The organism is Colwellia piezophila ATCC BAA-637, from assembly GCF_000378625.1.
In the GTDB taxonomy this organism is placed as follows: Bacteria; Pseudomonadota; Gammaproteobacteria; order Enterobacterales; family Alteromonadaceae; genus Colwellia; species Colwellia piezophila.
The window spans coordinates 600,952-615,058 of record NZ_KB905160.1 but is presented as its reverse complement, the minus strand read 5'-3'; the positions used below and the strand labels follow the sequence as shown (position 1 = coordinate 615,058).

The window sequence follows — 14,107 nt, the reverse complement described above, 5'->3', positions numbered from 1 at the left end:
AACAAAAAAGATGAATGACTCACAAGATAGACAAGTAATCAATTTAGTTGCGGATATTGGCGGCACCAATATCCGGTTAGCAATAACGGATAAGCATAATAAACTCTATGAAATTGAAACCTATCAGTGCCAAGAGTTTCCTCACTTAAGTAATGTTATTTCTCAATATCTAACCGAAAAAAAATTACTCAATGCTCAAGTCAATGCGTGTTTAGCCATCGCCTGCCCCGTTGATACTGATGAAATATCAATGACAAATTTACCTTGGCAGTTCTCGCAAAAACAGCTTAAAGAAGAGCTGAAGTTAAACAGCTTAACGCTGATAAATGACTACACTGCCATAGCAATGGCAATCCCTTTATTAACTGATCAGCAAAAAGTAAAAATTGGTGGTGGGACCGCATTAGCCAATAAACCTATTGCTGTATGTGGACCAGGAACAGGTCTTGGTGTGGCGAATTTAGAAAATATCAATGGTCACTGGCACTGCCTTGGTGGCGAAGGTGGCCATATCGATTTTGCCCCGGTAGATGAACTTGATATACAAATATTTCAGCAGTTGAAAAAAACTAAAAAACGAATTTCTTATGAACAGCTTCTTTCTGGCTATGGCTTAGTGCAAATATACCAAGCCTTGTTGGCCATCAATAATCAAGAAGCTACCAATGATGAACTCGCTAAACCATCAATTGAGTTATCAGCTAAAGGTATCAGCACTCAAGCATTAGCTGGCAGTTGCGAAGTATGCCAACAAGCTTTATCACAGTTTTGTAAAATATTAGGGAGTTTCGCCGGTAATTTAGCATTGACCACAGGCTCAATTGGCGGCGTTTATATCGCTGGCGGTATCGTGCCTAGGTTTGTCGATTACCTGAACAATAGTGACTTTAGAGCACGCTTTGAAACTAAAGGTCGAATGTCTCATTTAAATGAAAACACACCGACCTATATCATTACCGAAAGCCAGCCTGGATTGCTCGGCGCTGCGGCTTACCTTAACCAGATGAGTTAATGCTTTAATAAACACTTCATTAATAAAGATTTGTTGAAAAATAGATTTGTAAATTATATAAAGAAACAAAAAAGCTCAAGAGATCCTTGAGCTTTTTTTATGCTGAAGTATAACTGCATTAATTTTACAAAAAAGTTATGACCTTTGAGCTGACTAATCGAATAACTAAGCTATTCGTTAGAACAATAAGCCATATTTTTCTAAAACAAATACCCATGAGACCAACAGGACAGTTTTATTCACAAAAGTATTCTGCTTTTACGTAGTTTAGATGCACTGCAACTCTTGGTAAGCCTGAAGAAGTCTATTAGTCATAGAAGCTTCTGCAGCCTGGGTCCAGTTTCTAGGGTCGTAGTATTTTTTATTGGGTTTATCCTGTCCCTCAGGGTTACCAACTTGGCTTTGTAGATAGCCAATAAATTTTTTATTAAAACGACTGACACCTTGCCAATACGCCCATTGGGTATCGGTATCTATGTTCATTTTTACCACACCATAACTGATAGCTTCACTGATGTCTTCAGCACTAGAGCCAGAGCCCCCATGAAAAACAAAATCAAGACTATTGGCCGCTAGCTGATATTTTTCACTAACAAATTGCTGCGACTGCTGCAAAATTATCGGTGTTAAATGAACATTACCCGGTTGATAAACACCATGAACGTTGCCAAATGATGCGGCAATAGTGAAATACGGACTGATTCGATTTAGTGTTTCATAAGCATAAGCAACATCTTCAGGTTGAGTATATAATGCGCTGTTATCAAGATGAGAGTTATCAACACCATCTTCTTCACCCCCTGTACAACCTAGTTCAATTTCCAATGACATATCAAGTACTTTTAAGCGCTTTAGATACTCACTACAGGTAGTTATATTCTCTTCAATTGACTCTTCAGATAAATCTATCATGTGTGAGCTAAATAAAGGCTGCCCTGTTTGTGCAAAAAACTTCTCACCCTCTGCTAATAAGCCATCAATCCAAGGAAGCAGCTTTCTATTTGCATGATCGGTATGAAGTATTACCTGCACATCATAAATTTTAGCGACTTGATGAACATATTTAGCGCCAGCAACGGCCCCCGCTATCGATGCTTCTATTGAAGATAAACCTGAGCTTTTGCCAATAAAGGAAGCTGAACCACCGCTAGAGAACTGAATAATAATTGGCATTCCAGCTGATTTAGCTGCCGATAATGCAGCATTTAATGTGGAGCTACTGCTAACATTAACTGCAGGGAATGCACATTTGTTGGCTTTAGCAATAGCATATAAGCGATGGATATCACCACCGGTAACGACTCCCTTGGCGATTGATTTGAATAAATTAGCTTTTGACATAGTTATACTGACCTTTTAAATCACGACCTAACAACACCATAGTTATTGACTATAGAAGACACACCGTAAAATCAACAAACATTACTTAAAAGTGATTTTTATAAAGATGCTAATTAACTATAGCTACTACTTGGCGTGTTTATCTATTTAAACACGATTGAATTATTTAACTGCTAGTTGAGACATGAAGATATATTGGCGGTGCCTATCACATAACTTGGGCTATGAAAAAACATAGCCAAGCTATCAATTAAGATTGGCTGTACTTAGCTTATATTAGCTAAGCTCAATTGAGATAAGACCTGCATCTTTCATTGCTTGCCAGAAAGCGTAGGGGATTTTTGCTTCAACTAAAGAGACATTTCCCTTTACTCGTTTTGGCGAGCTAGAGTTTAAAGCTACTGAGACTATTTCATCAAACAGGAAGGAAAACTGTACACAGACTTCAGCAGGCTTAACATTAAATTCAGCACATAAGATATTGAACTGATCACGCCAAACAAATTCGGCTTCATGACTGTCACGGGTAATAGTTTTATAGTCAAAATTATCACTACCAATCAAAAAACCTGCGTTGAATACCGCAGAGTTGATCACGCTAACACCTTGCTTACCTAGTTTTTTCAATAAAGCTAATGTTGATGCATTATGGGTATAAGGCGTTATTGAACAAGCAAACATAGCCCAATCTAATTGAATGTGATCGCTAATAAAGTCAATAACGCTAACATCCTTCGCGCCAACACCAACAGATTCAACCTTTCCAGCATCACGCAATTCCATTAGTGCTTTATATGCATCAAGGATATCTTGTTTACGTTTTGTCAAATCGATTTCATCTTTCGCACCAGCAAGGTATTCATCTGGGTCATGAATTGAAACTATTTTAGCTTCATAATCACCAAGCAAGTCATTACCCTGTTGATAACAATCAAGAATGCCCTGATAAGAAATATCTTGGATTGCATCATGCTTGAGATTTATCCAAGCACCAGGTTCAAAAGTTGGTTCGTCGCTTGTCAGCGGTACGCGTTTCCAACCCAGTTTATTACTAATTCTAACGGCATCAGGGGAAACATTAAGTGCTTTTAACCCTGCAGCCAACGACTCCAATGCCAAACCCGCTCCGTATTTACCTGCACTGTCGAATAAAGGAATTTCGGGGCTAGCCTCAACAGCAGCTTGAACTAATTGTCGTTTAACTTCACTGTCTAACTCAACAAAAAGGTTACCTAAACTACTGGTGCCGAAGATTATTTTAGGCATAGTTTTTGATGCCGATGTCAACTTACTCATATTTTCACTCTTATATAAAGCCCTGTTTAGTTGGCCTTTTAGCAAACCAATGAATACTGGCTTTGCTAAAACCCATCAATATTCATATCATAAATACATTTAAATTAACAAGCAACCAGTTTTGTACTTTATCTATAATAACCACCAAAATAATTTTCTATTGAAAATTATTCACGACTAACAAGCTGTCGATTAAACGAAACAGTAATGAGTTAGCTATTAATATGGCGAATTAAAGCGATTGGCAAGCGCCGATTCAGCACTCTATTGATGATTAAATTGCTGGCAAGTATAGCCCGAGAGCCAAACCTTTTAATATGCGTTAGTTACGCGCTATGGTAGTTGATGTGCACAGGGTACTAACACCTGTTGACATTTTTGCTTATATTAGTGATAGCAAAACTGAATCCAAGCCTAATAAGTTACGTTTGATGTATGAAGTAAACCCAATGATATCCGTTAAGATATTGAGGTGATCTTAGGCCCTATAAATGAAATTGAACAATGTTAAAGTTATTTGAAATAGTCACTTTGATAGCGGTTAAAATCTCAATACCAACTCCTAAGTGGCTAAAGACTTTTCGTTTTGTCTTATTCATTGTTTACCTACCCTAAACCCAATATGAGTATTAATAATATGCAGTGACACCGATTTTGTTTCCGTGTCTATACACGTGCTAAAACCTCGCCTTATAAGCCGGTAAACCAATCGTACATTTGCCTATTTTGAGTCTTTTGTGCCAAATACAAGCCCAACTCTTTGAGCTGCTGATTATTTGAATAGTTTGTTATAAGTTGCTGTAATTTATTGAGTGCATTAACTGTTTCACCCTGTCCATCAAGGGATAAAATATAAGCATAGAGATACTGCTCTGAACTTGGCTCAAGTAAGGTGGCCTTTTCAAAAAATCCGAGCGCTTTATCATGCTGTTGTGTTCTAACCAAATGTAATGCATAAGCATATTTCAGCCCACCTGTTTTGGGCAAATTTTTCATACCCTTTGCTAAGACACTGGCAACTTGAGCTGGACGTTGCTGAGTTCGATATAAATCGGCTAAGTTTATGTAACCAACATCAAAATAAGGTTCAATGTCTATCACTGCTTTTAACGCTTTTTCTGCTTTTTTGGCTTCACCATTTTCTAAGGCCAATATCGCTTGATTAGCTCTTCCTTCTCCACGCCAACTCGTTAACTCATTGCTGATAATTAGCTCTCTAAAAGCATTATTAAATACTTGTTGATGTTTTGCCGCAACTTTACTGGTAACTAAACTTCTCGCGGCAACGACTCTAATGGCCTTTAATTTATCGGTTAATAATGGGCTAAGGTGTAATATCCTTACTTCTGGTGTTAATAACAGCGCCGCACTGGCAGCACTAAGTCGAATTAAATCTTCTTGGTGAATTAAGTAAGGCTTCAGTATTTCAATCGTGATCATTTGGGTGGTCAAATTAAGCATTTGTAGTGCACTAGCTCGGCTAATTACATCCAGCTTAGTATCTGCAATAATACTTAAGTGATCTTCCAGATTAATGGCTTGGCCGCTGTTTAAAGTCATTAAAAACTGCTTACTCTTTAATAACGCTTTTGGCTTACCATGCCATTTTTCTAGATTGTCACTCGCCCATTGGTTACTTTTATCGTCATGGCACTGAGTACAAGCATTAGGAGTATTAAACTGAGCTGATAAGTCAGGCCGTGGGATTTTAAAACTGTGATCTCGCCTGTCATCCACTCCCATATAGCGGTTGGTTGGCATATGACAATTAACACACTGAGCGCCAGTAGATGTTTCTTGATGTTGATGATGAGATTTTCGGTTGTACACTTCACCACCATGACATTGTAGACATAAGCCATTGCCCTCTGCCTTTAATTTCATGGTGTGTTTGTCATGGCAATCTAAACAGTTAACGCCTTTACCATACATTTTGCTCTGTAAAAAAGAGCCATAAACATATACTTCTTCATTAATTTGTCCGTCTACATGGTAGTTAGGAGCAGCAGGTAATTGTGGGGTGAATTGATCTAAAAACGGCTTGTTTGCGGAAATTCCATCAGTAAGTGGTGCACGTAAAGAGTGACAGGCAAAACAGCCATCCATGAAGCTGTTATCGCGTTTTGTGCCCTGCCATTTAGCCGTTTTATCTGTAACTGTTCTTAGCCACTGCCCTGTAGGGTGTTTTTGAGAGGTAATGTCGTTAGCAATGTTGCGTTTATTAGGCTTACTGGTCTTGGCATGTGCCGACATATCACCATGGCAAGATAAACAGCCAACATTGATGTTATCGAATTGACTGGTAAAAGTATTTGTCTCTTTATTATAATTTCTAACTAAGCCATCAGAATGACAATCCGCACACATGCCATTCCAATTTTGCAGTGGCTGACGCCAATGTAATCTATCTTCAGGACGAATTTCTTCATGGCTATAGTTATGATACCAACGCTGACCACCATCAGCTTTCGTTCGACTATCCCAAGCAAAGGGCAATACTTGCAGTCTGCCCTTTTCAGTTTCTACTAGGTATTGCTGTAGAGGAAAATGACCAAAGGTATATTTTATCGGGTAGGTATCTAGTTTTTCATCATAATTGATGGTGACTTGGTATAAATTATCTTTAATGAAAAAGTGAGCTTTTTGGCCGTAGTGTTCAACATCTACATTATTAAAGTTGGCTAATACCGAATTTTTGTCGGCAATAGCCATTGCTTTAGCATGATCTGATTTTTGCCATGTTTCATGTGATTGTTGATGACAGGAAATACATTGCTGGTTGGATATAGATGGACTCTTTTTAAAATAATGTTCAGAAATTTCAGCACTCTGCACTGAAAAATGACTTAGAAAAGTAGCTAAAGTAAGACAACATAAATAAAAAAACTTCAAAACTGATACTTACCTTAAACTAGTTGATTTTGTAATAATAAAGCATGTGCAATAACACCTGGAGAAGAATTTTTTCAATTATTGGTGTGTCGCCAATGCAGGAAGAATAATTAACAAAACCAAGAAAACATTATTGGGCGTTGGCGTTAAATAACATGATTCAAACTAAATACAACGCCTTAAACAGGGTCAATTCCACTGTTAATTAAACAGCCAACCACTATAAAAAGGCGCTATGAGAAAAAGTTTAAGCCGTCTCTTCAAGGCCATGTGCTGAACGTAGCAATGTTCTCTTAGAAGTATTTAGATGGGTTTCCATCGCAGCCAAAACACCCGATGTGTTATGGGCGAGTAACTGAGTAATTATTTCAATATGCTCTTCGATCGCCACTTTATTTCGTTCTAGCTCATCACCTTTATTCCATTGATAATGGTAATGACAAATTAAAGACACTACATCGAAAAATTGCATGAAAAATCGATTTCCTGAAGCGCGCTGTATAATATAGTGGAATTTACGATCCAACTCACTCAGTTCAGTATATCGATTGTCCACGTCAGACAATACTTCAACATGTTTATCTAGTAATATCGATAACTCTTCCCATACCCCATCATCTGCAGGTGTCGCCATTAATTGCGTAATGGAATTCATTTCTAGAATACGTCGAAATTGTACTAATTCTAAAGCGAATTGTTCATCAAACTTGATCATTTTCCATTTAGCTCTGGGCTTTTTCTCGATCAAACCAAAACGAGAAAACTTAATGAGAAACTCTCTCACCGTAATGGTATTACATCCCGATGACTTAGCCAATTCTAGCTCAGAGAACTTGTCACCTGGTAATAATTTTCCGTGATTAATTAAATCTAAAAAGTATGTTTCAATAATTTCTTCTTTGGAAGATACACTATTGCTGGTATCAAAATAATCAGAGTCAACCGGTGAGCGTAATACCGTTTTATGATTGTCACTGATTGCAATAACACCTTTAGTTTGCAGCTCTTTTAAAGCCGTTCTAATAGTAGTACGGCTAACATTTAATTTTTTAGCTAAGGTGTTATCTTTTAATATTATATTACTTACACTTTCAACTTCAGAAAATGATTTCAATATGCTATTAGCTGTTGTTTGAATCAGGTGACTTTGCATTATATATCCTTATTATAAAACGATTGAGTAGCATTTATTACTGTCGTTTATAAATACTAACATCATTTAAGTTGTTTTATTACAAATATGGATGTTTTTATTTGTAAATAAACAAGCCTAAAGCTTAATAGTAATTAATACACTCTGGTCCAAGACATATTCATGCATTAGTTTAATTTTATTACTTAACCATGAAACTTAGCTTTATCTACAAGCAATGCCGACCTCTAGGGCTCTTAACTCCCGCAAAGTGGAAAAAAACTTATTGGAATGGGTATAACAGCCTTAAAGGTTGACTCAAATGTTATTTAAACTGAGCGACTGAATCAAAGCTGTTTTACTTTTTGACTCGACTTGCTAAATAGACTTCCATTTTTTCACTGCCAATGATCGCTTCAATTTCACTTGCAGTCTCAGCCTTCACCGGCTTAATCGCAGCTTTAAATGATTTTTTATCACCTTTGTGCTCTTTTTTAGCTGCTTTTAACAGTGTTTGTTCATTTAAAAGTAATTGGTAAACTTGTTCGTGTTCTGCATCATTGAGTTTAATAACTTGTGCGTAACTAGCCATTTTTTTCTTGGCTTTTTTTTCTGCTTTATCTGCCGCATAAACCGAAGATGTAAACATTAGGGTGAGCAATAATAAAGCTGTAAATATCGTTGTTATGTTTTTCATTTTTACCTACTATTTTAAGTTTAAAAGTTAAATTGAGTACGTTTAATACCAATCGGACTAATTAATCCGTTTGGTATAACTGTGAAAATTTAATTTTGAATGGACACTTCGCATACAAGTTGCAAACTGTCCATTGCTATAAAATTAAATTATCCGTTTGTTACTCTGTAAATTCGGCAAAATTGCCGGGACGATTTTTTAGTTCTTGGGCAAGTTGAAGCTTTAATTGCTCAACTATCTTTTTATTTTCAGGGTTATCAATGACATTGTTTTTTTCTTTTGGGTCGTCCAAATAACGATAAAGTTGGTCCGTTGCAAAGTAATTTTCTGCCCCATAGGTTTTGACAACGAGTGCTTCTAGTCCTCTGCCACCTGGTGTTCCTCCCATGTGCATCCAAGGTAAATCTTTTGCACTTTTACCTTTAGATTGCTTTAATTTTTTACGCTCAGACATCGGCATAGCTAGTTTTTCTTGTGGTACTCTGTAGGCAATATACTTCCAACCATCTTTAATAATAGAGCGAGTAACACCTATTTCTGAAATTAAGCTGTCACGCCACTGACTGTTATTACCTTGATAAAGCGGCACCATGGTCTGCCCGTCAGTTTTAGGGGCTTTCTTTACTTTTGCTAAATCATAAATAGTCGGTGCAATATCAATATTAGCGACAATATCACTGATACGACGTCCGCCTTTAAACTTGTCGCCAAACCAGACAAAAGATGGCGTTAATGTACCGCCTTGATACATACTTCCTTTACCACCTTCAACGCCATGATCGTTAAAGTAAAAAATAATGGTATTATCAAGCTTGTTTGTTTTTTCAAGCTTAGAAATTAGTGCACCAACAGCATCGTCTAACCATAAAACATCAGTGGCACGCTTTTCCAAACCATGTGCTTTAATTCTCTTGGTGATACTGTCACGCGATGGTTGTACCTTTGGAATATCTTTATCAGCTAACAAGCCAACGGGGGTCATGCGCGGATCACCTTTATATTTACTGCCTTGTTTATGAGGACCGTGCTCTAGGGTTGTAGCGAAATAAAGAAAAAACGGCTGATCTTTGGTGTTAGCAATATCTAGGAAGTTCATTGCTCCTTCGGTAATCCAGTCTTGGTTATGTGCCTCTAACGCTTTAGGATATTGACCTGGCACATTACCGGTATAAATTCTGTCAGCAAAATCAAAACCAATGTCTTTATAGGCTTTTATTTGCGCCTGCTGATTTTCCATTAACTTTTTGATAACTTCAGCTTTTGTGACATCGGCTTGACGGCTAATTCTGTGAATGATGTGGCTTTCAATCACATGATTCTTTCCGACACCACCGGTAAAATAACCATTTTGACTTAATGTTTTGGCAATATTGTCATTTTTTGGTTCTATATGAGTATTAAAAGCAACATTGGCTTGTTGATATTTTTTAAGGTCTTTAGTAAATCTGCTGTTAGTTGCACGACTCGCTAAGTTACCGGTTAACACTGAAAAGCGACTTGGTGTACATACAGTGCTTGTTGCATACATTTGATCGAAAATAATACCTTCGCTAGATAAGCGATCGATATTTGGGGTAAAGTTTAATGCTTTACCGCTTGCATCACGCCCTTCTTTTAAGTAGTTAAAATCAATACGGTGTTGGTCATCCGTAACAACCAGAATGATATTAGGCTGTTCATAGTTTTGGGCATAAAGTGTTGAAGATGTTAATGAAACGGCTAATAACATGGTTAATTTAGAAAAAGTACTGCGCATATTGGTGTCTCTAGCAAAATTTGTGAGAAGTGTGCTTTTGCACCCTTATCGCTATGTGTATTAACTATAATAAACATAGTATATATATTTTAACAATAACCTTTACACTACTTTACCTATTTCGATAGGCTTGGTTTAACTTAGCCATTGGGTAAAATCCTAGGGTTAACCGTATTGATAAAATTTTATTTATCTATCTAATTAAACTAAATGCTTAAGTGCCCCGTTTGGTATCAACAATAATTTGTCAATAATCACCTAGTATCTTTAACTCTATTTGTATCATTCGATATCTATAATAGCTTTCACAAAATTTGTTGAACACTACATTATGGTTATTAAAGGTGTTTGTCGATAAAACCCACCAGTTATCAGTATATAGCTATTATCACCCGTAACATAAAAACGATCGTTTAGCATACCCATGACTCACTTCACCATTGCAGACATATAACCTTATATAGTTGCGAGGTACCCACATAACCGTAAACCCATTCCCTATGTGCTCTCGGAACACAACCCTAGAAATTTGCTAAGTCATTTAACATGTCTGTTAAATAACAACCATCATATCCGTGTTTCCCCCATCAAAAATATCATTCACTTCCGGCGGTAATATGAGAAAAAGTACACTAACCTTTTTACTGATGAACATAGTATTTATGCTCTTATTAATTGGCCAAGTTAATGCGCAGCAACGGTCATCTGTCATTGTGATCATGACAGATGAACAAGGTAACAACTATGGATTTTAGGCAATCCACATTTAAAAACGGAGAATATTCACAAGTTAGCGAGTAAATCTATTGGTCTGACCAATAGTCATACTGAAAATAAATGCACAACCACTCGCGCATCTTTGATGACGTCAAGAGACTCTTTTAAAATAGGCGTATGGCCCACCAGTAAAGGTCGCTCTACTATGCGCACCAAAGAAGTGACACTAGCGAAAGTATTGTACGCTCTGTTTAAATGTGAAACGGACATGCAAAGCCGGATTTTCGGTAAGTAGGAAGGAAAAGACAGAGTAGCACCGGCGTACTTTATTACCGTAAATAATTGAGTAAATCATCATAAAATCACGCTCACCTAACATATTAAAAACCCTACGAGTTTTATTTTTAGGACTTTTTATTTCCGTTGCTGAAATGATCATTGCACGAATCACTGTAACTAAATAACCACGCCATCAAATAAATTAAGTACCTATACCAATTGCACTAACTAAGTGAACATTCTCAAATAGCATTACCTTTGCGTATCAAGCTTTACACTTCAAAGTTTGTTTTACTAAATCACTTAATGTACATTAACTATAAAGACCATCGAATTGATGTTGAGATTAAAATTGTACAATCCTTTTATAACTCAACTATTGCTAACACAACAACAATAAACACAAGTAAACGCAACAGAGAATACTACCATGAAAAAGTTTACCTTAAGCCTATTATCCTTAGCAGTCCTATCAGGCTCTATTTATACAAAAGCCATTTATGCAAAAAATAGTGCCTCGGATATTTATACCGATACTAATGTTGCTCAATTGAGTAAGAATGAAGCTGCCTTACTAAAAAAACACCAAGGTGAATTTACTCGCCCTACCTACCAAACAGCGGTAGTAGAATATCGTGATGCTTGGAATAAAATTGGCTCCAATAAAATTCCTGAATGGATCATCGATGCCAAATTTGGTATTTATACACACTGGGGAGTTTATTCAGTGCCGGCCTTTGCCACCAACGTTTATCATCGTTATATGTATGATAAGAGTAATCCTCGTGGCATCTATCAATATCATTTGGACAATTTTGGTAAGCCTGAAGATTTTGGTTACAGCAAATTTGTTGATATGTTTAAAGCAGAAGATTATAACGCTAAAAATATGCTAGATTTGATGATTGACTCTGGCGCAAAATTTGGTGGTTTAGGTCTAGTTCATCACGATGGTTTTTTAATGTGGGACAGTAAAATCAGTCGTTGGAATGCCGGCAATATGGGGCCTAAGCGTGATTTATATGGTGAGTTTGTTACCGAAGCACGTAAAAGGGATTTTAAAGTAGCGGCAAGTTTCCATCATGCCAGAACCTGGGATATGGTCTACAAAGATCTGGATGAATCTAGCTTCAACGCAACAGAGAAAAGCAAACTAGATATTTACGATCCCGCTTACGAAGATTTTTTCCCAGGTCGTCATAGTAAAACAACCACCATTGATGTTTTTGCTCAGCAGTGGCACGACAAAATCATTGAAGTCGTTGATAAATATTCCCCTGATTTTTTCTTTTTTGACGGTATCAGACGTACCAACGCCAACTCGCCAGAAAACTTAGTGGTTGATGCGTTAGATTACTATTACGAGCATGCAAAAGCAGAAGGTAAAGAAGTTGTCGTTGCTAATAAATTACCTGGCGGTGCTAACTTTAATTTCCCTGAACATGTCGGTATTCCCACTTATGAAGGTGGCCGAGATATGCCAGCTGATGTGGGTGGTTACTTCTTAGTTGATCGCGCGATTAGTTACCCATGGACTTATGTTAACAACAAAGACTACAACCTTAAGGCCAACTACCATATCGACGCACTTATGGACATGGTAGCCCGTGGCGGTATTTACTTGTTATCATTAACACCGATGGCCTCTGGCGCAATAGATCCTAAAGAAGAAGCTATTTTCCGTGAAATTGGTCAATGGTTAAATATTAATGGTGAGGCTATTTACGATACTAGACGTTGGACAATTCCCGCTGAAGGCCCTATCTCTACTTGGAAAATAAAAGAGAGTGGCAAGAAAAAGCAAGTTATGCGGATGATTTGGACTTATAACAACGTTAAAGATGGTGAAATTCGTTTTACCCAAAAAGACGGACAATTATATGCCATGTCATTAACTTGGCCTAAATCGGGGGAGTTGTTGATTGAAAGCCTAAAAGCTAATTCTGAATATTATCCACAAGGCATTAATAAGGTATCTATGCTGGGCTACGGTGACGTAGAATTCACTCGCACTAAGGCAGGTTTAAAAATTAAGCTGCCTAAGCAAAAACCCTCTAAGATATTTAGCCACGGCATGTCATTTAAAATTCACTAATTATTTCGAATGGTTGTACTTTTTAACGCCAAGATAGCAAGCCCTATCTTGGCGTTTTACTATAGATTAGAAAAAGCGACAACCAACCTATCGTTTTATAAAAACACAATAAAAGCATAGATTCAGCATAAAACATTTTATCTATATATACCCAAGCAGCTTGCTAAATCCAGTATCTTCAAGTTGTTTGGGTATATAAATTCACCTTGCCACCCTGCTGCACAGATTTACCTTTTTTGCAGTCCCAACCATCAATAACCGACAAGTATCAGTATGATGAGTTCCTGCAGAACCGTCATCGACGGTGATATAAGCGTAGACTAGCGTCTACAACTACCTATAAATCTACGTTACTAGACCATTAACGATGACCTGCATTCCAGTTAATCATTAATGACTTAGCTTCTTGCTCTAAACATTCGGTCACGATTCGGCAGCTGTATTACTTTTTCTCAGGGGCAAAGCTAGCATAGGGAGAATTTTTGACAAAGTCTGAGACATCGAAATCTGTCCAATGGCAATCTATAATATCCTGCTATCGATCAATGAGCCGTCACTTTTTGGTTTATTGCCCCAAGTTACCTTGTTGCTGTGCCAGCTATAGGCTTTCACGCATTTAACTCCTTTACCGCTACAGTGAAAACGCAGGCTTTCGCTGATTATATCGCCTGGGATATCGGCCTTAGAGTTAAGTAGCCCATATTGATGTCGTCTTGCTATATATCAACTTATTGTCTGCGCAGTCGCTGGCAAGGAACAGGATAAAAAAAAGCCCTCATAGTGAGGGCTTCACGTTACGCTAGCGAGTGCTAGTGTTACTGTTTTTTGTTATTGCTGCTGGTTTGACTGCTGCGGCTGCTGGTTTGACTGCTGTGGCTGCTGGTTTGACT

Annotated in this window: 10 protein-coding genes; 4 read left to right on the top strand and 6 right to left on the bottom strand. The window is 37.4% G+C overall.

Annotated features, from left to right (window positions below):
• Nucleotides 1–10: 10 nt before the first annotated feature.
• Nucleotides 11–1,012 carry a glucokinase gene (locus F580_RS0102545; RefSeq protein ID WP_019026128.1) on the top strand — a complete coding sequence of 334 codons (1,002 nt, stop codon included), beginning with the start codon at nucleotides 11–13 and terminating at the stop codon, nucleotides 1,010–1,012.
• A gap of 267 nt (nucleotides 1,013–1,279) precedes the next feature.
• Here the strand turns inward: F580_RS0102545 and fbaA are convergent, their stop codons facing one another.
• Both fbaA and F580_RS0102535 read right to left on the bottom strand, forming a co-directional pair.
• On the bottom strand, nucleotides 1,280–2,353 hold the full coding sequence (gene fbaA, locus F580_RS0102540; RefSeq protein WP_019026127.1) for a class II fructose-bisphosphate aldolase: 1,074 nt from the start codon (nucleotides 2,351–2,353) through the stop codon (nucleotides 1,280–1,282).
• A 276-nt stretch (nucleotides 2,354–2,629) separates the two neighbouring features.
• Nucleotides 2,630–3,649, bottom strand: a complete 1,020-nt coding sequence (locus F580_RS0102535) for an aldo/keto reductase (RefSeq protein ID WP_019026126.1) — start codon at nucleotides 3,647–3,649, stop codon at nucleotides 2,630–2,632.
• 335 nt (nucleotides 3,650–3,984) lie between these two features.
• Between F580_RS0102535 and F580_RS27265 the strand changes: the two genes are divergently transcribed.
• Entirely contained in the window at nucleotides 3,985–4,125 is a 141-nt protein-coding gene (locus tag F580_RS27265; protein ID WP_425393307.1) for a hypothetical protein, read from the top strand.
• 214 nt (nucleotides 4,126–4,339) lie between these two features.
• On the opposite strand, the gene F580_RS0102525 is transcribed toward F580_RS27265, so the two are convergent.
• The 4 genes from F580_RS0102525 to F580_RS0102510 all read right to left on the bottom strand — a co-directional run bounded on the left by F580_RS0102525 (nucleotide 4,340) and on the right by F580_RS0102510 (nucleotide 10,126).
• Complete coding sequence (locus F580_RS0102525; RefSeq protein ID WP_026301203.1) at nucleotides 4,340–6,541, bottom strand: multiheme c-type cytochrome; 2,202 nt, start codon at nucleotides 6,539–6,541, stop codon at nucleotides 4,340–4,342.
• Nucleotides 6,542–6,788: 247 nt separating this feature from the next.
• Entirely contained in the window at nucleotides 6,789–7,694 is a 906-nt protein-coding gene (locus F580_RS0102520) for a GntR family transcriptional regulator (RefSeq protein ID WP_019026123.1), read from the bottom strand.
• A gap of 337 nt (nucleotides 7,695–8,031) precedes the next feature.
• On the bottom strand, nucleotides 8,032–8,370 hold the full coding sequence (locus F580_RS0102515) for a hypothetical protein (RefSeq protein ID WP_019026122.1): 339 nt from the start codon (nucleotides 8,368–8,370) through the stop codon (nucleotides 8,032–8,034).
• A 160-nt stretch (nucleotides 8,371–8,530) separates the two neighbouring features.
• On the bottom strand, nucleotides 8,531–10,126 hold the full coding sequence (locus F580_RS0102510) for a sulfatase family protein (protein ID WP_019026121.1): 1,596 nt from the start codon (nucleotides 10,124–10,126) through the stop codon (nucleotides 8,531–8,533).
• A gap of 617 nt (nucleotides 10,127–10,743) precedes the next feature.
• Here F580_RS0102510 and F580_RS26255 point away from each other — a divergent pair.
• Both F580_RS26255 and F580_RS0102500 read left to right on the top strand, forming a co-directional pair.
• Nucleotides 10,744–10,881, top strand: coding sequence for a hypothetical protein (locus F580_RS26255; RefSeq protein ID WP_019026120.1), 138 nt, complete (start codon nucleotides 10,744–10,746; stop codon nucleotides 10,879–10,881).
• 671 nt (nucleotides 10,882–11,552) lie between these two features.
• Nucleotides 11,553–13,217 (top strand): alpha-L-fucosidase, encoded by a 1,665-nt coding sequence (locus F580_RS0102500; RefSeq protein ID WP_019026119.1) that lies wholly within the window; start codon nucleotides 11,553–11,555, stop codon nucleotides 13,215–13,217.
• Nucleotides 13,218–14,107 lie beyond the last annotated feature (890 nt).